Raw genomic sequence first — 22251 nt, 5'->3', positions numbered from 1 at the left:
CTTTTTCTTAGTCCCTGATGATGCGCGCATAAATGACGGCAAACCACTGCTGCGGGTCCGTCCAGACTTGCACGGTGGAAAACCCCGCCTGCTCCAGCAAGCCGACGAAGGCCGGGCGCGTATATTTATAGCTGTCCTCTGTATGGATGCGTTCGCCTTTCGCGAAACGGCGCTGGCCACCTTTCCAATGGACAACTTGTTCGCTGCGCGCTTCCAGGTGCATTTCGACGCGGTGCTCGTCGGCGTTGAAAAAGCCGTGGTGCCGCCACGCGCGCACGTCGAAGTCGGCGCCGATCAGGCCGTTCACGTGGCGCAGCATGTTCAGATTAAAAGCGGCCGTGACGCCCAGCGCATCGTCATAGGCGGCGTCGAGGATGGCGTCTTCTTTGATCAGGTCGACGCCGATCAGCAGGCCGCCATCGCCGTCCGCGTTCGCGCGCAGGCGGCGCAAAAAAGCGGTCGCTTGCTCAGGCGCAAAATTGCCGATGGACGAGCCGGGATAGAAGAACAGGCGCCGCGCGTCGCGCACGCTGTCGGGCAAGTCCAGGCGGCTGGAGAAATCCAGGCCCAGACCCGTCATCTCGATATGCGGAAAGCGCTGCTGCAGCCGGCTCAGCGATTCACTGAGAAAATCGTAGGAAATATCCACGGCCACATATTGCGCCGGATGCAGCAGCGGAAACAGACTGGCGGCCTTGGCGCAATTGCCAGCGCCCAGGTCGATCAAGGTGCTGCCCGGCCCCACGGCGTGCGCGATCTCGGCGCCGTGGCGCGCGAAGATGGCCGCCTCGGTGCGCGTCGGATAGTACTCGGGCAAGGCGCAGATGGCTTCGAACAGTTTCGAGCCGAGCGCGTCGTACAGGTACTTGGGCGACGTCCACGCATCGCGCGCCAACAGGCCTGCGCTGATCTCGGCTATCGTGACAGGAGTGGCGCTGGCCGCGCTGGCGTTGCTGGCGGGATACAAATCGGACTGCTGTTGCGCGAGTGGCATGGTCATGGGCTGGCGTCGTCAATATGAGGTTCACGAAGGGCTTGCACGGTCAGCCACCGGGCGCGCCGCCCCTGCCGCAGCGGTGTGCGGGCGCCTTGCCGATGACTTTTTTCCATCATAGCGGAATCCGCGCAAGCCAGCCGTGCGGCAGGTAACTTAAGGTCGAACAGCCGGCATGCACATAAAATTGGTATTACCCAGCAAAAATGATAAGGCTGTCGTATACTACACATTGCCGGCCAAACAATCCGCGCCCCTTGCAGTTCCCAGGCCCCCCTCTCCCCCGCGTGCCTCCCTTTACGATAGCCGTTATTAATCAAGATCACCATGCTCGAATTGCGCCATCTGTCGAAGTCCTATGCCAATGCCCGTCCCGTGCTGGCCAACCTTTCCTGCCGCTTCAAGGCGGGGGAATTCATCGCCATCATGGGCGATTCGGGCGTGGGCAAGTCGACCTTGCTGAACCTGATCGCCGGCCTCGATACGCCCGATGCGGGTGCCGAAGCGCACCCTATCCTGGTGGACGGCATTGCCATGTCCAGCCTCGATGACGCCGCCGCCACCCGGCTGCGTCGCGCCCGCATGGGCTTTATCTTCCAGGCTTTCCACGTCTTGCCGCACCTGACCCTGCTGCAAAACGTGGCCCTGCCGCTGCTGCTCAACGGACTGCCCCAGGAGCGTGCCGCCAGCATGCTCGAGGCCGTCGGCCTGGGCGGACGCGGCGGCGACTTTCCGCAGCAATTGTCGGGCGGCGAAATGCAGCGCGTGGCCATCGCCCGCGCACTCGTGCACAAGCCGGCGCTGGTGCTGGCAGATGAGCCCACCGGCAACCTCGACCCGGACACGGCGCACAACATCCTGCAATTGCTGCGCGCCGAAATCAAGGCCAACGGCAGTTGCGCGATCATGGTCACGCACTCGCTGGCCGCCGCCGAAATGGCGGACCGGACCATGATTCTGACGAAAAGCGGCTTACAAAATACAACAACCGTCAACCAAATTGATCAAACAATCAGTTAATTTAACTGACCATCTGTCACAAGTTTTGTTATCGTAGTATTATTGAAAACACTTGCCTGGTTATCAATGTTGTAACGCAAATGTTGTCACGTCACCCAGACAGCCGTACTGCGATGACGAACTATAGCCGGGACCATATAAAAAGTGGTCTCGTCCCTTGCATAACCTGAAGGAGGAGTAAATGAACGTTCGACAAAAGAAGCTGGAAATGATTGAAGCGATGAACCGGGCGCGTGCGCTCGAACCATCGAGTTTTGTGCCGAACAAGCTGCTCGATACCCTGATCGAGAAGCTGAACTTGAAAAATGATGCGGAACTGTGCCGCGTCCTGGAAGTTCAGCCTCCCATCATCAGCAAGATTCGGCACGGCAAACTGTCGGTCGGTGCAACGATTTTATTGCGCATGCATGAAAAATCGGACATCACCATCCGCGAACTGAAGGAACTGTCCGCCACACCAGTCCATTGAACCACCCGCTGTTGTAATGCCATGCCAGGCACCCAGGTCCCCGGCGCCATGAACTTTTGCCATACAATTCGCGTAGTTCGCTCACCGCACAACATCCGAGCACGATAGCGAAGAGACCCAGCCCAAACCATGCTGACCGTTTCTCTGCCCTGCCGCGCCAGCCCTCCCAGCTTCTCCCCCTGCATTTCCACACATACTTGATCTGAAACAACACGCATAGTCCGCGCAGGCATCAAGGTCAGCTTTTAACCAGTGATCCCAACCGCATGTCCAGCAATCCCCTTGCGCCGCCCGTGCTGCGCCTGACGCTCACGCGCGATCCCCTCGCCAGCGCCGGCGATTGCCCCGCCGCGCCCGGCTGGCACAGCGAAACCCACGTGCTGTCGAGCGCGCGCGGCATCGGCAGCTGCCGCATCGCCCTCGATATCGGCCCGGCCGACGTGGTGCAGCTGCTGCTGTGCGACGGCAGTTCGCTGCTGGCAGGCAGCCTGGACCTGCCACGCTACCTGGGGCCGGCCACGCTGGCGCGCGACGGCGCGCCCGCCAGCATCGAAGTGGGGCTGGCCCTGCGCCCGCAGGCGGCGCGCCCGCCGCCCGGCGCCAGCCGCGACGGCCTGGGCGCCTGGATGCTGCGGGCCGTGCGCGTGTACCGCTGCGGCGCCGCCGCCATGACGGCGCTGGCGGCGGCCGGCGCCTTCCAGGACCGCCAGCTGGAACAACGGCTGGGCCTGTACCGCTGCGGCATCGAGGCGGGCGGCATGACGGCCGTCGCCAGCCTGCCCGCCGGGCCGGAACCGGTGCTGCTGCTGTTGCACGGCACGGCCTCGTCGACCCAGCGCAGCTTTGCCGGCCTGTGGCGCAACGGCCTGGCGCCGCAACTGGCGGCGCAGTACGGCAACCGCATCTACGGCTATGAGCACCGCAGCCTCAGCGACAGTCCCATCGAGAACGCGCTGGCCCTCGTGCGCCAGTTGCAGCACGGCGCCGTGCTGCACCTGCTGACCCATTCGCGCGGCGGCCTGGTGGGCGAATTGCTGGCCCGGGCGCAGCGCATCGACAGCCGCGGCGCCGTCGACCTGGCCGGCGACGGCCTGGAGCGGTTGAGCGAAAACACGGTGGGCGGCGAAGCGTTCAACAGCCACGATATCGAGCATTTCACGGCGCAGGCGCGGCTGGGCGGACGCAGCGGCCACGACGCGGATGCGGTGCGCCTGCGCGAATTGAGCGTGGAACTGAAAACACGTGCCATCCGCATCGCCCGTTTCGTGCGCGTGGCTTGCCCGTCGCGTGGCACCACCCTGATGTCGGGCCGCCTCGACCGCTGGGCCAGCGTGATGTTCAACCTGCTGCTGCACGGCGGCGTTCCCGACGGCGCCATGGCTTTCCTGCTGGCCGTGGTGCAGCAGCGCTGCGACGCGCGCATCCTGCCGGGACTGGAAGCGATGATGCCCGACTCGCCCCTGGTGGCGCTGCTCAACGCGCCCGACGTGCGCGTGGCCAGTCCGCTGCACGTGCTGGCCGGCGCGTGCAGCGGCGACGGCCTGCTGGGCTGGCTGGGCGACTGCCTCGACGACCAGCTGTACGGCGGGCAGAACGACCTGGTGGTCAATTGCGCCTCGATGGCCGGCGGCGCCACGCGCAGCACACCCGTGCGGCAACTGCTGCTGCGCGGGCCGCACACGCACCACCTGAACTACTTCGAGCGCGCGCCATCGAGCCAGGCCGCCGTGCAGGCGCTCGCCGGCGACGAGACCGCCTACCAGCCGCTGCCGGGCATCGAGCACGGCCCGCTGGCGCGCGGCGGCGAAGTGCCGAAAAGGCGCGCGCACGCGCCCATCGTGCTGCTGCTGCCCGACATCATGGGCAGCCACCTGCAAGTGGGCAGCAACCGCATCTGGTTCGACCCCGTCAACCTGGTCGAAGGGCGCATCGAACGCCTGGCCGTGGGCCAGCCGCACATCGTCAGCGCCGGCTGGCTCGAGTCCTGCTATGAACCGTTCGCCCGCTTTCTCGCGCAAAGCCAGGAAGTGCGGCCCTTTACCTATGACTGGCGCTTGTCGCTGCAGGAGTCGTGCCGCGCCTTCCTGCCCGTGCTCGACGACGCCATGCGCGACGCCGAGCAGCGCGGCCAACCGTTGCGCATCGTCGCCCATGGCATGGGTGGACTGGTAGCGCGTCTGGCCCTGAAGGACCGCTGGCAGCGCTTCGGCGCCCTGCCCGGCAGCCGATTGCTGCAGGTGGGCACGGCCAACCGTGGCACGCAGGCGATGGTGCAAGTGCTGCTGGGGCGCGACCGGCTGGTGCAGATGCTGGCCTGCTGGATCGGCTGGAAGCACACTCGGCGCCAGTTTCTCGGCTTCGTGCGCGCCTTTCCCGGCGTGCTCGACATGCTGCCGTGGCCACAGGCGGGCGGCATCGATTATTTCGACGCCGGCGCCTGGGCGCAGCTGGCCGCCGGCGACGCGCAAGCGGGCCTGCCCGGCGGCTGGCAGGCGCCCGAGGCGCCGGCGCTGGCCGCGGCGCGCGCCACCGTGGCCCTGCTGGAAGCGGCCCCGCTCGACGCGCGCCATTGCAGCTACCTGGCCGGCTGCGCCGACACGCCGGTGGCGCTGCGCCTGCGCGACGGCGCCATCGAAACGGCCTGGTCGCCGGACGGCGATGGCCGCACGGCCTGGCAAGGCGCGGTGCCGGACGGCGTGGCGGCCTGCTACCTGCCGGTGGCGCATGGCGACCTGCTGCTGCAAAAAGAATACTACCCAGCCATCGCGCAGCTGCTCGACGGCGGCCAGGGCGCCGCCCTGCCCCGGCACCCGCCGCACTCGCCGGGCGGCGCCCCGCCCCGCTTCCATCCCTACGTGCCCGACGCCACGCCGCTGTACCCGCAGCCGCAGGAATTGCTCGATGCGGCCATCGGCGCCGCCGGGCCCGCCAGCGCGCCGGAAAGCCGCGCGCCGCAGCTGAGCTTATCCGTCATCCACGGCAGCATGGCCTCGGCCGATGCGCCCGTCATGAGCGGCTGCTACGCGTCCGAATCGCTGCGCGGCAGCATGAGCTTTCTCGACCGTCTGCTGGCCGGCAAGCTGCAGGAAATCCATGCGCTCGGGCGTTTTCCGCAGCGCCCCGACTCCGCCCTCGTGGTGCTGCAGCCCGATGCGGCGCGCCGGCCCGGCGGCGCCATCGTCATCGGCCTGGGCGCGCTGGGCGAGCTGACGCCGGGCGAACTGGCGCGCGCCTTTGCCGGCGGCCTGCTCGAATACGCGTGCGTCTGCCTGCAGGTGCGCGCCGCCGGCCATGTGGCCGCGCCGCCGATGGGCGAGCACGGCTTGCGCGTGGCCAGCCTGCTGTCCGGTTCCGGCTACGGCGGCTTGAGCATCGCCCTGTGCGCGCGGGCCCTGATCGACGGCGCGCGCAGCGCCAACCGGCGCCTCGAAGACGCGGGCATGACCTGCCGCATCGGCCATATCGCCATCTACGAACAGTCCGAGGCGCGCGCCATCGCCGCCGCCGTGGCCATCGAACAGATCATGGCCGAAGCGCGCTACCAGGGCAGCTTCACGTTCGAGCGGCGCATCCGCCACAGCCCGGGCGGCTACCGGCGCATCCTGCCCAGCCTGAGCGGCGACAACGGCTGGCGCCGCGTGCAGATCGTCGCCGCCGATCTGTCGGGCGCCCTGCGCTTCACCGTGCTGACGGACCGCGCCCACAACAGCGTCGACGAGGAGCCGAACCAGCGGCAAGCCGTCGATGGCCTGATCATGGACGCCACCGACAACACTACCGACCAGCCGGGCCTGTCGCGCGCGCTGTACGAACTGATGCTGCCCAATGGCCTGAAGGCGGCCATCCCCGAGATGCGCGGCCTGATCCTGGCCGTCGACCAGAGCGCCGCCATCTATCCGTGGGAACTCATGCGCGACGAGGCGGGCAGCGAGGAAAGCCCCCTGTCGACGCGCATCGGCATGGTGCGCCAGCTGGCCAGCCTGCGCGAGCAGCCGCCGGCCGTCAGCCCGCCCAGCAACAGCGTGCTGGTGATCGGCGACACCGATTCCGGCCTGCCCGAGCTGCCCGCCGCGCAGGCCGAAGCGCAGGACGTGGCGCGCATGTTCGGCGCGTACGGCTACCAGGTGCGCGAGCTGCTGCGCCCGCAGGCGCAGCGCGTGCTGGTGCACCTGTTCGACGAGCGCTATTTCGCCATCCACCTGGCCGGCCATGGCGAAGTGGCCGGCCCCGGCATCGCCCATACGGGCCTGGTGCTGGGACCGAAGACGCGGCTGACGGCGGCGCAGGTGGGGAAATTGAAGCGCGTGCCGCAATTCGTCTTCATCAATTGCTGCCACCTGGGCGACATGCGCCCGGACGCCATCGCGCCGTGGTCGAAACTGGCCGCCAGCCTGGCCACGGCCTTCATTGAAATGGGCTCGCAGGCGGTGATCGCGGCCGGCTGGCGCATCGACGACCAGGCGGCCAGCATCTTCGCGCACAGCTTTTATCACGCCATGCTGAGCGGCGAATACTTCGGCGACGCCGTGCGCCTGGCGCGCGAGGCGGCGTATCTGCAATTTCCCGCCTCGAACACCTGGGGCGCCTACCAGGCGTACGGCGACGACCGCTACCGCTTTCCGAACACGCAGAGCCGGCCCTGGCAAGCGCCCGATTACCACTACCACGGCCATTTGCTGGCCGACCTGGAAACCCTGCACGCGCGCCTGGCGGGCGCCGATCCTGCGCGCCGCGCGGCCATCGAGGAAAAGCTGGGCAGCATCGAGGAAGCCGTGCGCGCGCGCTTCTTCGGCTGCGCCGACATCCGCGAAAACATGGCCGCCACGCGCGCCGGTCTCGGTGGACTGGAGAACACCCTGCGCGCCATCGAACATTACCGGGCGGCGCACAGCGCGGCCGACGGCAAGGTGGGCTTGCGCGCGCTCGCGCACTGGGCGGAACTGGAGATACGCCAGGGCGCGGCCCTGTGCGGCCTCGATGCGGGTGCCGGCATCGAAGTGCCCGCCGTGCCCGACCCGGCCCCGGGACGCCAGCTGCTGCAGGATGGAAAACAGCATATCGACCTGCTGGTGGCGCTGGCGCCCACGGCGCAGCGCCTGGCCCTGCTGGGACGCTACTGGGCCTTGCAGGCGCGCCTGGCCTGCCGCGAAGGAAACTCCGGCGCATCGGCCCTGCGCGCCATGACGGACGCCTGCCTGGCCGCGCTGGAAGAAGCGCGGCGGCGCAGCGGCGCGGCCGACTGCGACCTGATTTTCCAGGCGCTGGCGGGCGCCCTGCTGCTGAAAGCCCATGGCGACGGCGGCGCCTGGCGCGCGCTCGATCCGCAGCTGGGCGACTTGCTGCACGACGCCATCGCCTATGCGCGCCAGCGCCACGCGGATGAACACCGCGCCATCGACGCCGGCGCCCCCGTGCGCGCCGCCCTGCTGGCGGCCCTGTGGCAGGCGCCGGACGGCCAGTCCTTCGACTCTTCCGCGCGCGCCGCCTTCCTGGCCCTGTACCACGACGCCGTGCGGCGCCACGGCAGCATCGGCGAACCCGAAACGATCACGGCGCCGCTGCGCTTCCTGCTCGAACTGCTGCCGCCCGACAGCCCGGACACCGGCTTGCGCAGCGCCGTGCAGGCGCTGGCCAGCCAGCTGCAGGCCTCACTGCCCGGCGCGAGCCCTGGCAGCCTTAGCCAGGCACCACCCCGTAATGACGCGCATAGCGCTCGTCCAGATTCGCCAGCGGCATCATCATGAACATGTCGGCGCTTTCGAAATCAGGATCCCAGGCCGGCTCGCCGCAAATCCAGGCGCCCGAACGCAGATAGCCCTTGATCAGCGGCGGCACTTGCGGCTTGTGCGCCGCTTCCACCTGGTGGATGGGGAAAGGCAGGTGCGGCGTGACGCGGTACTCGCTTGGGGCCATGTGCTTTTCCGCCAGCGCCTGGTACACGGCGACGGCGTTGTGGCCGCCATCGGCCAGGCTGATGCTGGCGCAGCCGACCAGGTAGTCGCAGCGCTCGCGGCGCATGTACTCGGCCAGGCCCGACCACAGCAGCATGATCACGCTGCCGCCCCGGTATTTCGGGTGGATGCAGGCGCGGCCCGCTTCGACCATGCGCCCGCGCAGGTTCTTCAGGCGGCTCAGGTCGAACTCGTTTTCCGCATACAGGCGGCCGATCTTGGCCGCCTTGGCCGCGCTCAGCACGCGGTAGGTGCCCACCACTTTCAGGGTGTCGGCGTCGCGTACGATCAGGTGATCGCAGTGCGCGTCGAATTCATCGCTGTCGAGGCCATCGGCGTTGGCCAGCGACGTCAATCCCATCGTCTCGATAAACACCTTGTAACGCAAACGCTGGACTTCGCGCAATTCCGCCGCCGTGGAGGCCTGGCTCAGCACCAGCTGGACCGGCCGGGCCTTGGCTTCGTTTGATGCGATTATGTTTTGCATGGTTTCATCCCCCTGTGATCAAGACGACTCCAGCGTACTTGCCTAATATGTCAGGAAAATGACAGCCGAATGTCATTTCCATGACGCAAGGCAATGCCATGCGGGGATCGTGCATAATTACCACACTCGCCCGGCCGAAAGAGCCCATGACAGACACCGACGCCGTCCACATCACGCCCTACACCAAGCCTGCCGCCGGCTGGGACGCCTTGAAACACGCGGCCATCAGCCTGCGCCAGGAGCGCGTCGCGCCCGGGAATCTGAAGGCGCTGCTGGCGCAAAACCAGCCGGACGGTTTCGATTGCCCCGGCTGCGCCTGGCCCGACCGCCACCACGCGTCCACGTTCGCCATTTGCGAAAACGGCGCCAAGGCCGTCGCCGCCAATGCGGCCGATATCGCCATGCTGGATTTTACGGATGGCGACATGGTCGATTTGATAGGCGGCTGGGACGATGGCGTGGCACGCCGGGCCGACGGTTTCCGGCTGGTCGCCTATGACATCCCGCGCGGCTGCCTGGGCGCCTACTACCCGGAGACGAATGCGCTGGTGCCGCCGGCCAGCACGGCCGACGGCGCCGGCACGCCGACGTCGAAGTCCGTGCCGGTGCTGCTGCAAGCTGCGAATGTTCAGATGCCGATATCCGGCGTGTAGTCCACGTACGCGTCCTGACGGCAGAAACCCACCAGCTTCATGCCGGCCTGCGTGGCGATGGAAATGGCCAGCGAACTGGGGGCGGAAATCGTCGCCAGCACGGGTATCTGCATGCGCGCCGCCTTGCGCGCCAGCTCGTAGCTGCCACGGCTGGACAGGAAGACGAAGCCGCGCCGCATGTCGATATCGTGCAGCGCCAGGTAGCCAATCAGCTTGTCGAGACCATTGTGCCGGCCGACATCCTCGAACACGTGCACGATGTCGCCGTCGGGCGTGCACCACGCGGCCGCGTGCACGCCGCCCGTTTCCCGCATCAGCGCCTGGTGCTCGCGCAAGCCGGCCGATGCGCGCGCCAGCGCGGCGGGCAAGTCGACGCGGATCAGGGACGGCGGCAGCGCCGCGGGCCGCAAATCGAGCATGTCGATGCTGTCGATGCCGCACACGCCGCAGCCCGTGCGGCCCGTCAGCTGGCGGCGCCGGTCCTTCAGGCGCACGAAATCCTCCTGCGCGATGCTCAAGGACACTTCGGCGGAATCGGGACGCAGCAACACTTCGCAATCGAAGATGGCGGCAGCCGATGCCACCACGCCTTCCGTCAGCGCAAAACCGTAGGCAAACGCTTCCAGGTCGCGCGGGGTGGCCATCATGACGACGTGGGAAATGCCATTGAAGACCAGCGCGACGGGGATTTCCTCGGCGACGTGGTCGATGGCATCGGTGGACTGGCCCGCGCGATGGCGGACGATGGCGCGCTCGACGAAGCCGGCGCGTTCGATCTCTGTTTCTTCTGACATGGCAACCATGGGGAACTATCACAGGCCCCATGGTAAACCAGAACGGCCAGGCAGGGGGCGGCCCCTGCCCGCGCCATCAATCCTTCTTCGGACGGCCCGTTTTCAGCTGCGGCAAACCGGCCAGCACGTTTTGCAGCGTGGCCAGGTCGATCTGACTGATCAGCGCCACGCCGATGCGCAGCAATTCGCTTTTCTTGATCTCGAATCCGGCCTTCAGGCAGGCTTTCTTGACCTGGCCCAGGACTTCGTATTCCGCTTCCGGCATGGTAAAGCTGTCGCGCACCAGTTTCGGCTTGCGGGCTTTTTCCTTGACGGCGGCGACCTTGGCGACCGGCGTTTTTTTCGCTGGCGCAGGCTTGGCGGCGGCCTTGGCAGCCGGTTTGACGGCGGTTTTCGCTGCCGGCTTGGCGGCGGGCTTTGCAGCAACCTTGGCCGCTGGCTTGGCAACGGTTTTTACTGCCGTCTTGGCGGCCGGCTTGGCAGCGGCCTTGGCGACAGGTTTGGCCACGACGGCCTTGGCCGCCGGCTTGGCGGCAGGCGCCTTGGCGGCGGCGGGCTTGGCGGCCACAGGTTTCGCAGCGGCCGGTTTGGCGGCCACTGGCTTGACGGCGGCCTTGGCCACCGGCTTGGCTGCCGGCTTCGCGGCGGGCTTCACTGCAGGCTTGGCGGCCGGTGCGGCCTTGGCCGCTGCCGCGTTGATCGATGCGCTGGTCGGGAACATCGATACGGGCGCGCTGTCGGCCTTTTTCGCTGGGGTGGTTTTGGTCATGAATTCTCCAATCTAGTAAATAATATAAACAATATATACTGTTTTTTGAAATCTTGCTTGCTGCACATCAAGTCATGCGCATGCCATGACCTTCTAGGCGCTGGCGCGGATGGTGAAATCGACCCCGACCTCATCCCAGAATTCCTGCTCCTTCTCGATCCAGAACGACACGGTGGGATGGTGCGCCACCCAGCCGCGCTTGATGTCGAGTTCGATGCGGCTCTTCATGCGCAGGCGCAGTTCGCTGAAATCGGCCTCGATGCGCGCATGCATGAGCAGAATCGACAGGCGCAGCGCCAGCACGGCCTTGGCAAAATCGGGGTCGGACAGCACCTCGCCGATCTTGCGCAAGTTGCCCTTCTGCGCCAGGATCAGCCGGCTCATGGTCTTCTGTTCGCGCGTGGTAAAACCGGGCAAGTCCGCATTTTCCACGATGTAGGATGCGTGCTTGTGATAGCCCGTCTGCGACACGGCCAGACCCACCTCGTGCAGCAGGCTGCTCCAGCGCAGGCATTTCACCAGGGCATCGGACGTGGGCTTGAGCTGCGCGTACATGGCCAGCGCCTGCTCGGCCACCCGGCCGGCGCGCTGCTGGTCGATATGGAATTTCTCCATGCAGCCCTGCACCGACTGTTCGCGGCGGTCGCGCTTGGTCGAACGCAGGTACAGGTCCCACATCACGCCCATGCGCAAACCCGCCTCGATCGGCGTCATGGCGGGAATGGCCAATTCGCGGAACAGGCCGATCAAGATGGCCAGGCCGCCGACGATGGTGCTGGCGCGGTCGGGGCGCAAGCCCGGCATGTCGATGCGGCTGGTGTGACCGAGTTCGATGAAGCGGCGCGCCAGCGCATCGAGGCTGACGCTGGTGAGCAAGCCGTCACCAAGCTTGTTGCGGGCGATGATGTCGGCGATCGTGCGGATGGTGCCGGAAGAGCCGTAGGCCGTCTTCCAGTGCTGCGGATGGTATGGCGGCGCGGCATCCTCGAAATGGCTGCGCGCCGACAGGATGGCCGCCTCGAACGACGGCGCGTCGATGCGTCCGCCGATGAAGAACGACAGGCTTTGCTTGACCGTGCCCAGGCTGAAGGATTCCACGCGTTCGATATCGTTGCCGCGCCCCAGTATCAGTTCGGTCGAACCGCCGCCGATATCCATCACCAGCCGGCGTTCGCCGGGAATGGCCAGCGCATTGGCCACGCCCATGTAGATCAAACGCCCCTCTTCCTCGCCCGAGATGATCTCGATCGGGTAGCCGATGGCTTGCTCGGCCAGCGGCAGGAAGACGGCGCCGTTGCGTGCCACGCGCATGGCCGACGTGGCCACCACGCGCACGGCATCGAGTTCGAAGCCGGCGAGAATGGCGCGAAAGCGCTGCAGGCAGGCCAGTGCGCCCTGCATGGCCGCTTCGGTCAGGTCGCCATTGGCGTCCAGACCGGCGGCCAGGCGTATCGGATCGCGCACGCTCTTGACCACGCGGATGGTGTCGCCATCATGCTTGCCGACGTGTAAACGAAAACTGTTGGACCCCAGGTCCACCGCTGCATACATACTGGCCTCTTGTCTTGTCATGACTGTGCCAACTGAAAAAGTTGGCAAATTCAGTTGCTAAACTATATAAATCATTTAAACGATTTAAAAATCCTACCACACTACCCTCATCGTATGACAGCGGCGTGACAGGATTGTGACAAAACGGCAGCCGTGCGGCAGCTTATGGAACGATGGTGGTAAAGAGATACACGGCGAAAATCACCAGGTGCACCGTGCCCTGCATGACCGTGGTGCGGCCCGTGCCCAGCGACAGGGTGGCCACCATCAGCGACAGCAGCAACAGCACCGTCGACTTGATATCGAGTCCCAGCGTAATCGTCAGGCCCGTGGCCAGCGACACCACCACCACGGCCGGTATTGTCAGGCCGATGCTGGCCAGCGCGGAGCCGAGCGCCAGGTTCAAGCTCGTTTGCAGGCGGTTCGCGCGCGCGGCGCGCACGGCGGCCAGGCCTTCGGGCAGCAGCACGATGGCGGCGATGACGATGCCGACCAGGGTTTTCGGCGCGCCCATGGCGGCAATGGCCGTCTCCAGCGCGGGCGCCAGCGACTTGGCCAGCAGCACCACGGCGCCCAGGCACACCAGCAGCGCACCGGCGCTGACCCAGGCGACGGTGGGCGTGGGCGGCGCCGCATGCACCTCTTCATCGCCGACGGCTTCCTTGGGCAGGAAGTAATCGCGGTGACGCACCGTCTGCACCAGCACGAAAGTGCCGTACAGGACCAGCGAGATCACGGCGATGAAAATGAGCTGGCTGGAATTGTAGTAAGGGCCGGCGGCGCTCGACGTGTAGTTCGGCAGCACCAGCGTCAAAATGGCGATGGCCGCCAGGGTGGCCAGCGACGCGCTCACGCCCAGCAGGCCGAAGGTCTGCTCGCGGTGGCGCCCCGCGCCCAGCAGCAGGCAGATGCCGACGATGCCGTTCAAAATGATCATGATGGCGGCAAACACGGTGTCGCGCGCCAGCCCCGTCGTTTCCGGTCCGCCAGCCAGCATCAGCGAGACGATCAGCGCCACCTCGATCAGCGTCACGGCCAGCGCCAGCACGAGGGTGCCATACGGTTCGCCGATGCGGTGCGCGACCACTTCCGCGTGGTACACGGCGGCCAGCACGCTGCCGATCAGGCCAGCCACCAGCAGGATCTGATAGGCGCCGCCGAGATTGAGGGTGGAACCGAACAGGAACAGCCAGCCGGCAAGCGGGGCGGCAAGCGGCCATACAGGCAGGGATTTGAGCATTTTCATTATGGGCCTGGCAAGAGTAAAAAAAGAGGGGCGCGGTGCGGACGGCAAAGGACAGCCTGGCGTGCATGCCACAGCATAACTTGCCTAGCTTAAATGCAAGTTAGGGAATACACATCTCGAGTGACGGCGACCCGCGCCTGACCCGCCTTTCAATCACCTTGCCACAGTGCACCTGCTTGCTACCAGTAACTATAGTCCCTTTGGTAACATGCCGTTGCAATTTTCTTGTCTTTTTGCTTGCTGCCGCCGTCATAATGCAGGGTCCGCCTTCCGGGCACCGACCAAGGACAAACCATGATTTCCATAAACAGCACAGCCATGCGCGCGTTCTTCTTCGCGGGCAGCCTGCTGTGCGCCGCCGCGCACGCGGACACACCGCCGGCGCAGGCAGCGCAGATTGACGCCAACTGGGCCACCGCGCCCGCGCCTGCCCCGGAGGCACGCTGGCAAGACAGCCTGCCGCCCGCGCCGCCCGTGGCGCCACGCGAAGAAAAGATACTGCCCAAGAGCGAATGGCTCAGCGTCGAGCCGATGAAGGCGCCTGACCGGCGCTGCGATCCGGGCCTCGATGCGCTGTTCTTGCCCAAAGAATGCGGCAAGGAACCCAGCTGGCTGGGCTCGCACAAGAAATAAGCCGGTTTAGATATGGCTATGTCACCGTCAAATGTGGGAACTCGCCCAGTGTTGCCTTCAATAATGTTTCTGGGGAGCGGATGCGCCCGGCGTCGAGTATCCAGCGCCACCCCAGGTAATTCGGCAGATAACGGCTGGCCACGCCATGGAAGATGCGCAGCCAGCCGCGCAAGCGGCTGTGATACGCGTTGACGTTCTGCACGTGGGCGGCGCCCTGCACGCGGATGCCGGCACGCACATTGACGGCCTGGTGACTGATGCCCGCTTCACGCGCGAAGGCGCGATAGGCAGCGTGGCCGTCGGTCATCAGCAAGATGTCCTTGTCGATCACCGGCGGCAGGCAGGCATGCAGCTGCGCCTTGGTCAGCGCCCCTTTTCCCGCGACGAAATCGCGGGTTTGTCCCGTGCGGTCGCGCGCCACCAGGATGCAGACTTGTTCACTGGAAATGCCGCGCTTGTGGGCATGGCCGCCTCGGCGGCGCGCCGGACGCGTCAGATGCCGCGCGCCCTTTTCCGATTCCAGCACATACAGCTCGTTCGCTTCGGCGATGCCATGCAGGCAATGGGGCCGGTCCGTCTTGGCCAGGCTTAAAAACCGGTGGCGCCAGCGAAAGGCGGTGTTGCGGTGCACGCCCAGCTGGCTTGCCGCCTTGCGCACGGAAGCCGACTCGAGCAGGCAGTCGGCGTAGTCGAGCCACAAGGTCTTGTGGCGCAAGCGCGCCAGCGGCGTGCCGGTGAGCGCATTGAAGGTGCGCCCGCACGGCACGCAGCGGTAGCGCTGCAGTCCGTGCGCATGACCGTGCCGGTGCGCATGGCTGCTGTTGCAGGCTGGACAGTGTAACCGCTGCCGGGCCACGCTTTCGACCAGTGCCACGGTGGCGTTCTGCGATCCTGCCCCGCGCAGCAGAGCAGTGCTCGCCTGACGCTGGCGACGGCTCAGTGCGGCAAACTGGGTGATGAAGGTTTTCCATTCGGCTGACTGCATGAAAGGCTCCCGTTTGTCTGATATATACAGTCAGACAGCCGGGGCTGGGGAAGATTCCTGAACTTCCCCTACTTAGCGGGAACAGAGCCTTAGATATCGAGGGTGCTGGCGCCCTGCGCCTCCACCACCCTGTTGCGGCCCGCCTGCTTGGCCGCCTGCAGCGCCTCGTCGGCCCGCTTGAACAGGCTGACGGTGCTGTCTTCGGCGCGGATGGTGGTCACGCCCAGGCTGGCCGTCAGCTGCAGCACGGCACGCTCCGTCTTGACGGGCAGCGCTTCGACGGCGGCGCGGATGCGTTCGGCCACCATCAGCGCATCGGCCAGGGTCGTGCGCGGCAGCTGGATGGCGAATTCGGCGCCGCCCAGGCGGCCCATCAGGTCGCTGTCGCGCAGCTGCTGGCGGCAGGTGTCGACGATGGTTTTGAGCACCGCGTCGCCAACCGGATGGCCATAGCTGTCGTTGACTCTTTTGAAGTGGTCGATATTGAGCACCACCAGCGCCGTCGGCAAGCCGGGCCGGCGCGCCAGCGCCATCCACGGCGCCAGCGCCTGGTAAAAGCCGCGCCGGTTCGGCACGCCCGTGGCCGCGTCGAGCACTTCCAGGCGCGCCAGCTCGCCGCCCAGTTTTTCACGCGACAGCAGCAGATAGCCGAAGGCGTTCGTCAGCATCATCAGGTACAGGGCGCCGAAGCCGGCCAGCTGCATCAGCTCCGCATCGAAACCGGGAACGGTGGCGGCAAGCACGCCGCGCGCGGCGATCAGCAAGGACAGCACGCCCATGCTGACGACGAGGAAGCGGCGCAGCATGCTCGCCTCGCGCCATTTCAGGCACAGGGCGGCCACGCCGGCGAGGAAAAAGCCGGCCACGATGAGCGAGCCGCCGGCGCTGCGCAGCAGCGGCGCCACGTCGAACAGGTAGCAGGCGGCAAACAGGGCCACCGACAGGCCCAGCGCCGGCAAGACATAACGTCGCCAGCCGCCGCGCCCGGCCGCCTGCCACAGCGCGCCCGCATCGAGCGCCATGCCGGCAAACAGCAGGCTGTTGCCGAGCAGGATGGAGAGGAAATCGGGCAGCACGCCGCGGAAATACAGCAGGCACCAGGCGATGGCCTGGCATTGCTTGGCCACCGCCCAGGTGGACATGCTGAGCGACTTTTTGCGCTCGTATTCGAAGAAAAACAGGGCCGCGCACAGGCTCAGGTTGCCGAGCGCCAGGGCCAGTACCAGGGTCTTGATATCCATGGGCTACGCCATCGCCGCGCCGCCGCGGCACGCTGTGTCAGATTTCGTGTTCGACATTGGTGCTGCCGTCGCCGATCTTGCTGGCCCACGCCTGCACGAAATACTGCTTTTCCACGTCGCTGGGCGCTTCGTGCCAGAACACGATGAGGGTGCCCTTGTGGTCGTGGATCTGCGCCACTTTTTCAATGAAGCCGACATTGCCGGCCTGGTCCGCCAGCGCCGCCGCGTAGCCGTACACGCGCGTCAGCCGCTCGATGCGGTCAGGCTCCGTAAAACTGTTCGTCGCCGTAATGATGGGGTGATCCAAAAACATGCTTGTCTCCATGGTGCCCGACTGCGCGGCCGTGCCGCCGCGCGCCGTATATCTGCATATACGCATGCTCGGCGCGGATTAATCGGGTATGCTCACGGGAGCTTATCAGATTTCTCTGAATGCAACAAAGCATCTTCCCCAGTCCACTCAGCGAAGTCGTCCCATGCCGGAACACAGAAGCACCACCCCACTTGCCCCGCAGGTGCATACCTGTGGCGACCGGCGCCGCCTGGAATTCCAGCCCGGCATGATCCAGAGCGAAATGCTGCTGTCGCGCCCCGACCATCTGCTGCTGCGCTATGCGCGCGCCATGATGTGCTTTACCCTGTTCGTGCCGCGCCCGCGGCACATCCTGATGGTGGGCCTGGGCGGCGGTTCGCTGCTGAAATTCTGCCACCGCCACCTGCCTGACACGCGCATCACGGTACTGGAATTGCGCGCCGACGTGATCGCCCTGCGCGAGCAGTTCATGCTGCCGCCCGACGACGCGCGCCTGCGCATCATCGAGACGGATGCCGTCAGCTATATCCGCCAGCATCCGGGCTGCGCCGACGTGCTGCTGCTCGACGGCTACGACGAAACGGGCTTGCCGCCCGCCCTCGGCAGCGCGCGCTTCTATGCGGACTGCCTGCGCGCCCTGCTGCCCGGCGGCGTGCTGGCGGCCAACCTGTTCAGTTATGACGAGCACTATCCCGCCATGCTGGCGCGCCTGATGCTCACCTTCCGCGGCGCCGTCTGTCACTTCGACGGCATCGCCGGCAACAACCGCATCATCTTCGCCGCCAAGCCTGAGCAAGGCCAAGGCGCCGACGGCCGCGCCGTGCGCGTCGTGCGCCTGGTGCGCTGGCGCCGGGTATGCGGCCTGGCTTTCCTGAACCGGCTGCTGCCGGCATGGCAACTGTGGCGTTTGCGCCGGCAATCAGGCGCACGCGACAACTGATAGTCGTCCGCCATGGCCATCTATATTGTTGCTTATTAGCAGCGATCTGGTACAAAATTCGCATGATGGATGTGGTTTATGACAAACTACGGCCTGCGCGGGCCGGCAGGTGCTGCCGAGCAATTGTGTCCATGAAGTGAGATAGGAAAAACCATGCTGCGTGGCCGCCTGCCATTGTCGATTTCCGCCGCGGCCGCGCTGACCTTCGCCTGCGGCGTCAGCGTGACGGCCGTGCTGTTCGCCGCCATCAGCCAGCTCGAATACGACAAGATGAGCCTGAGCCTGCAGCAACGCGCCGGCGCCAGGGTGGCCGCCATCGAGCAGGGACTCGACGACGCGGTCGAGGTACTGACCACGACGAACCAGCTGTTTGCCGCCGTCGTGCCCGTCACGCGCGAACAGTTCCACGACTTCACCACGCCGCTGCTGCAGCGCCACCCGTTCATCCAGGCCTTTAATTTCCACCGCATCGTGCCGCATGCGCAGCGCGCGGCATTCGAAGCCGAGCTGCGGCGTATCGTGCCCGACTACGCCATGATGGAAATGCGCGACGGCGTCATCGTGCCCGCGACGACGCGGGCCAGCTACATGGTGGTCGACTATCTCGAACCCTTGCAGGGCAACCGCCCCGCCTTCGGCCTGAACGTCAGCCCGAGCGGCATGCTGGCGCGCGCGCTGGAACAATCGATCATCAGCGGCCAGACCACCGCCACAGGCCTGCTGACCCTGGCGCAGGGACCGCAGCAGGGCTTCGTCATCGTACGGCCCGTGTACCGCCACGGCGTGCCCCTGCAAACGGTGCAGCAGCGGCGCGCGGCGCTGATCGGCGATACGGCGGCCATCGTGCGCGCTGGCGAACTGGTGCAGAAAATCCTCGCCGGCGCCGACCTGCTGGGCGACCCGCAGCTCGAACTGAGCGTCTATGCCGACGCCGGCGCCGACCCGCGCCAGTTGATCTTCCGGCACGGCCAGGCGCCTGCCGACGAAGCGGGCGTCACCTGGGAGGTGCTGCCGCGCTGGCTGCACTTTGCCTACCACAGCCATTATGACCGTGCTTTTTTTTCCGCCGGCCGGCCCTGGCACGTGCGCGTGGTGGCCCATCCGCGGCCCTTCCTGGCCGACCACCTGGGCTCGCTGTTCACCGTGATCATGGGCTTGCTGTTCAGCTTGCTGACGGCCGCCTTCGTGCAATCGCTGACGCAGCGCTCGCGCCGCGTGCAGCTGCTGGTGGAGCAGCGCACTGCCGACCTCAAGCGCAGCAACGAGCTGCTCAGCGCCGACGTGCGCGCGCGCCAGCGCACGGAACGCGCCCTGCAGGAAAGCGAAAAGCGCTTCCGCCGCCTGCTGGCCTTGTCCTCGGACTGGTACTGGGAGCAGGACGCCAACTTCTGCTTCACCCACATCACCAGCGGCTTCACGGACAAGTCGAACATGCCGCTGGAACGCTTCATCGGCATGACGCGCTGGGACAACAACCCGGAGATGCGCAATTCGCGCTGGGGCAAGCAGCATATCGCCAACCTGGAAGCCCACCTGCCCTTTTCCAACCTCGAATATGCGATGCACGACCGCAATGGCCAGCTGCGCTGGTTCAGCGTCAATGGCGAACCGCTGTTCAACGAGTTCGGCGAATTTCGCGGCTACCGGGGCACGGGTTCCGAAATCACGGAACGCAAGCTGGCCGAGCAGCAAATCCAGCACATCGCCCACCACGACGTGCTGACGGGCTTGCCCAACCGCGCCCTGCTGCGCGACCGCCTGGCGCAAGCGATGGCCCTGTCGCGCCGCAAGAACCGCGCGCTGTGGGTGCTGTTGATCGACCTCGACCGCTTCAAGTTCGTCAACGACAGCCTGGGCCACAAGGCCGGCGACCTGCTGCTGAAAACCATCGCCACGCGGCTGCAGGCCAGCCTGCGCGAAACCGATACGGTGGCGCGCCTGTCGGGCGACGAATTCGTCGCCATCCTGTGCGAACAGGCCGACGAAGTGCTCAGCGCCGCCATCGTGCAGCGCGTGATGGATGCCGTGGCCCAGCCGGTACTGTTGGATGGCAAGGAATTCTTCGTCACCTGCAGCATCGGCGTGGCCGTCTACGACATGTCGCGCTACGACGCTCCCGGCGACGTGACCCTGAATGGCGAGACGCAGAACCTGATCGAGCAGGCAGACATCGCCATGTACTGCGCCAAGAAACAAGGCCGCAACAACATCAAGTTCTACACGACGGCCATGAACCAGGCGACCCTGGAGCGCCTGCGCATCGAGACGGCGCTGCGCAACGCGCTCGAACGCGAGCAGTTCGTGCTGCATTACCAGCCGCAGGTGGACCTGGCCAGCGGGCGTATCGTCGGCGTGGAAGCGCTGCTGCGCTGGCAACACCCGGACCTGGGCATGGTGGCGCCGCAGCGCTTCATCGCGCTGGCCGAGGATACGGGCCTGATCGTGCCGATCGGCGCCTGGGTCATGCGCGAGGCGTGCGCGCAGGTGAAACGCTGGCATGCGGCGGGACTGGACACCTTGCGCCTGGCCGTGAACCTGTCGGCGCGCCAGTTCAACGAACCGAACCTGGTCGCCTCGATCGCCGCAGTGCTGCTGGAAACGGGCTTGCCGCCCGCCTGCCTGGAACTGGAACTGACGGAAAGCCTGTTCATGCACGACGTGGCGCTGGCCGTCAGCCAGCTGCACGACATGAAGGCGCTGGGGGTGCAGCTGTCGATCGACGACTTCGGCACCGGCTATTCCAGCTTCGCCTACCTGCGCACCTTCCCCATCGACGTGCTGAAGATCGACCGCAGTTTCGTCGGCGACGTGGCGCGCGACGCGGACGACGCGGCCATCGTCGTCTCCATCATCGCCCTGGCGCACAATCTGAAACTGCGCGTGGTGGCCGAAGGCGTGGAAACGGCCGAGCAGCTCGATTACCTGCGACGCCATGGCTGCGACGAGGCACAAGGCTATTATTTCAGTCACCCGCTACCCGCGCACGAGGTGGAACTGCTGCTGCGGGCCGAAACGAAGGAAACGAACGCCATAGCCTGACGCGGCGTGCGCGCAGCGCCTGTTCCTCCCGGTCGTCAGCGAGGCCGGCTGCCGCCAGAAACTGCTACACGCGCTCGCTGGCGTCGATGTCGGGCGCGCTGCCCGGCTCGGCCCACAGATTGTCGCATTCGGCGCAGACGATCACCCGCTGCCCCGTTTTCTTGACCGTGGCATGCACCAGGTCGCCATATTCGCCACAGGTCGGACACTGCATGCCCTTTTCCTTCATGCCCGGCCTACAGCTTGTGCTGCAGGAATTCGAGGAAGCAGCTGATGCGCTGCGCCAGCTGCGTGTTGCGGTAGTAGACGGCGTGGATCTGCTGGCGGTAGCCCGTGTAGAACGGCTGCAGCACTTTCACCAGGCGTCCGGCGGCGATATCGTCCTTCGTCATGAAGTCGGACAGGCAGACGATGCCCTGGTCGTGCAGGGCCAGCTGGCGCAGGGTTTCGCCACTGGAGGCGGCCAGCGCGGGCACGATCTGCAGGCTGTTGCCCGCTTCGTGGCGCAGCGGCCAGTTGTTCCCCAGGTCGTACTGGGCAAAACCCAGCAGCGCATGGCCCGACAGCGCTTCCGGCGTGGCCGGTTCGCCGTGGCGCGCCAGGTAGGCGGGCGTGGCCAGCACGTGCAGCGGGCTGGCAGTCAGCGCGCGCGCATGCAGGGTCGAGTCGACCAGGGCGCCGATGCGGATGGCGATATCGGTGCGGTGCTCGAGCAGGTCGGCGATCTGGTCGTTGCTGGTCAGCTCCAGGCGGATGTCCGGGTACATGGCGCGAAATTCGGCCACGTGCGGCACCACGCAGTGGAGCATGAAGGGAGAAGCGGCATCGACGGACAGCCGCCCGGCCGGCTTCTGGCGGCGGATGCGGATCGACTCTTCCACGTCTTCCATCGAGGCGAGGATGGCGCGCGCCTTGTCGAGGAACAGCTGTCCCTCTTCCGTCAGCTCCATGCGCCGCGTGGTGCGCGTCAGCAGCGAGGTGGCCAGCTTGTCTTCCAGGCGCGACAGGGCCCGGCTGACGCCCGAGGTGGTTTGTCCCAGATGCACGGCGGCCGCGCTCAGGGTGCCGTTGTCGATGACGGTGACGAAGATTTTCAGGTCGTCCGAGTTGATATCCATTATTGCCTTAATTTCACATATCGCATCATTATAATGGAATCGCGGCAA

At 66.1% G+C, this 22251-nt stretch carries 18 protein-coding genes; 7 read left to right on the top strand and 11 right to left on the bottom strand.

From position 1 onward, the window contains the following. Positions 1 to 7: 7 nt before the first annotated feature. The gene (gene egtD, locus IGS60_RS15825; protein ID WP_230505417.1) at positions 8 to 1000 is read right to left on the bottom strand and encodes an L-histidine N(alpha)-methyltransferase; all 993 of its coding nucleotides are present in this window, start codon (positions 998 to 1000) and stop codon (positions 8 to 10) included. A gap of 321 nt (positions 1001 to 1321) precedes the next feature. Here egtD and IGS60_RS15820 point away from each other — a divergent pair, with 321 nt between their 5' ends. The 3 genes from IGS60_RS15820 to IGS60_RS15810 all read left to right on the top strand — a co-directional run bounded on the left by IGS60_RS15820 (position 1322) and on the right by IGS60_RS15810 (position 8227). Further along, positions 1322 to 2014, top strand: a complete 693-nt coding sequence (locus IGS60_RS15820; RefSeq protein WP_230505416.1) for an ABC transporter ATP-binding protein — start codon at positions 1322 to 1324, stop codon at positions 2012 to 2014. A gap of 181 nt (positions 2015 to 2195) precedes the next feature. Next, positions 2196 to 2483 (top strand): hypothetical protein, encoded by a 288-nt coding sequence (locus IGS60_RS15815; RefSeq protein WP_034757399.1) that lies wholly within the window; start codon positions 2196 to 2198, stop codon positions 2481 to 2483. Positions 2484 to 2749: 266 nt separating this feature from the next. Further along, complete coding sequence (locus tag IGS60_RS15810; protein ID WP_230505415.1) at positions 2750 to 8227, top strand: CHAT domain-containing protein; 5478 nt, start codon at positions 2750 to 2752, stop codon at positions 8225 to 8227. On the opposite strand, the gene IGS60_RS15805 is transcribed toward IGS60_RS15810, so the two are convergent. After that, positions 8160 to 8921, bottom strand: coding sequence for a GNAT family N-acetyltransferase (locus tag IGS60_RS15805; RefSeq protein WP_070219538.1), 762 nt, complete (start codon positions 8919 to 8921; stop codon positions 8160 to 8162). The genes IGS60_RS15810 and IGS60_RS15805 overlap by 68 nt on opposite strands. Positions 8922 to 9067: 146 nt before the next feature. Here IGS60_RS15805 and IGS60_RS28470 point away from each other — a divergent pair, with 146 nt between their 5' ends. Next, positions 9068 to 9574 carry a hypothetical protein gene (locus tag IGS60_RS28470; RefSeq protein WP_306798491.1) on the top strand — a complete coding sequence of 169 codons (507 nt, stop codon included), beginning with the start codon at positions 9068 to 9070 and terminating at the stop codon, positions 9572 to 9574. On the opposite strand, the gene fdhD is transcribed toward IGS60_RS28470, so the two are convergent. From fdhD to IGS60_RS15775, 4 genes are all read right to left on the bottom strand, one after another. After that, positions 9550 to 10377: a formate dehydrogenase accessory sulfurtransferase FdhD gene (gene fdhD / locus IGS60_RS15790; RefSeq protein ID WP_230505414.1), complete on the bottom strand. Its 828-nt coding sequence runs from the start codon at positions 10375 to 10377 to the stop codon at positions 9550 to 9552. The two genes, IGS60_RS28470 and fdhD, sit on opposite strands and share 25 nt — an antisense overlap. 67 nt (positions 10378 to 10444) lie before the next feature. Then, entirely contained in the window at positions 10445 to 11137 is a 693-nt protein-coding gene (locus IGS60_RS15785; RefSeq protein WP_230505413.1) for a hypothetical protein, read from the bottom strand. A gap of 93 nt (positions 11138 to 11230) precedes the next feature. Then, positions 11231 to 12688, bottom strand: coding sequence for a Ppx/GppA phosphatase family protein (locus IGS60_RS15780; protein ID WP_070219545.1), 1458 nt, complete (start codon positions 12686 to 12688; stop codon positions 11231 to 11233). Between the two features lie 163 nt (positions 12689 to 12851). Next, entirely contained in the window at positions 12852 to 13934 is a 1083-nt protein-coding gene (locus tag IGS60_RS15775; protein WP_070219547.1) for a calcium:proton antiporter, read from the bottom strand. A 294-nt stretch (positions 13935 to 14228) separates the two neighbouring features. Here IGS60_RS15775 and IGS60_RS15770 point away from each other — a divergent pair, with 294 nt between their 5' ends. Beyond that, positions 14229 to 14567: a hypothetical protein gene (locus IGS60_RS15770; RefSeq protein ID WP_230505412.1), complete on the top strand. Its 339-nt coding sequence runs from the start codon at positions 14229 to 14231 to the stop codon at positions 14565 to 14567. Positions 14568 to 14583: 16 nt separating this feature from the next. On the opposite strand, the gene IGS60_RS15765 is transcribed toward IGS60_RS15770, so the two are convergent. From IGS60_RS15765 to IGS60_RS15755, 3 genes are all read right to left on the bottom strand, one after another. After that, the gene (locus tag IGS60_RS15765) at positions 14584 to 15552 is read right to left on the bottom strand and encodes an IS1595 family transposase (RefSeq protein WP_230505411.1); all 969 of its coding nucleotides are present in this window, start codon (positions 15550 to 15552) and stop codon (positions 14584 to 14586) included. Between the two features lie 89 nt (positions 15553 to 15641). Continuing rightward, positions 15642 to 16793: a diguanylate cyclase gene (locus IGS60_RS15760; protein ID WP_070222978.1), complete on the bottom strand. Its 1152-nt coding sequence runs from the start codon at positions 16791 to 16793 to the stop codon at positions 15642 to 15644. Between the two features lie 37 nt (positions 16794 to 16830). Continuing rightward, the gene (locus IGS60_RS15755) at positions 16831 to 17106 is read right to left on the bottom strand and encodes a hypothetical protein (RefSeq protein ID WP_070222980.1); all 276 of its coding nucleotides are present in this window, start codon (positions 17104 to 17106) and stop codon (positions 16831 to 16833) included. Positions 17107 to 17269: 163 nt separating this feature from the next. Here IGS60_RS15755 and IGS60_RS15750 point away from each other — a divergent pair, with 163 nt between their 5' ends. Both IGS60_RS15750 and IGS60_RS15745 read left to right on the top strand, forming a co-directional pair. After that, the gene (locus IGS60_RS15750; protein ID WP_070222982.1) at positions 17270 to 18046 is read left to right on the top strand and encodes a transferase spermidine synthase; all 777 of its coding nucleotides are present in this window, start codon (positions 17270 to 17272) and stop codon (positions 18044 to 18046) included. Between the two features lie 153 nt (positions 18047 to 18199). Further along, positions 18200 to 21085 carry an EAL domain-containing protein gene (locus tag IGS60_RS15745; RefSeq protein WP_230505410.1) on the top strand — a complete coding sequence of 962 codons (2886 nt, stop codon included), beginning with the start codon at positions 18200 to 18202 and terminating at the stop codon, positions 21083 to 21085. Positions 21086 to 21149: 64 nt separating this feature from the next. Here IGS60_RS15745 and IGS60_RS15740 read toward each other — a convergent pair whose 3' ends face one another. Continuing rightward, positions 21150 to 21299, bottom strand: coding sequence for a hypothetical protein (locus IGS60_RS15740; RefSeq protein WP_230505409.1), 150 nt, complete (start codon positions 21297 to 21299; stop codon positions 21150 to 21152). 22 nt (positions 21300 to 21321) lie between these two features. Continuing rightward, a complete protein-coding gene (locus IGS60_RS15735; protein WP_230505408.1) occupies positions 21322 to 22203 on the bottom strand; it encodes a LysR family transcriptional regulator in 882 nt (293 codons plus the stop codon). Between the last annotated feature and the right edge of the window lie 48 nt (positions 22204 to 22251).

It is taken from the genome of Janthinobacterium sp. FW305-128 (genome assembly GCF_020858135.1).
Classification (GTDB): domain Bacteria; phylum Pseudomonadota; class Gammaproteobacteria; order Burkholderiales; family Burkholderiaceae_D; genus Janthinobacterium.
The sequence above is the reverse complement of the archived record's forward strand: the minus strand, read 5'-3'. Positions and strand labels throughout refer to the sequence as shown.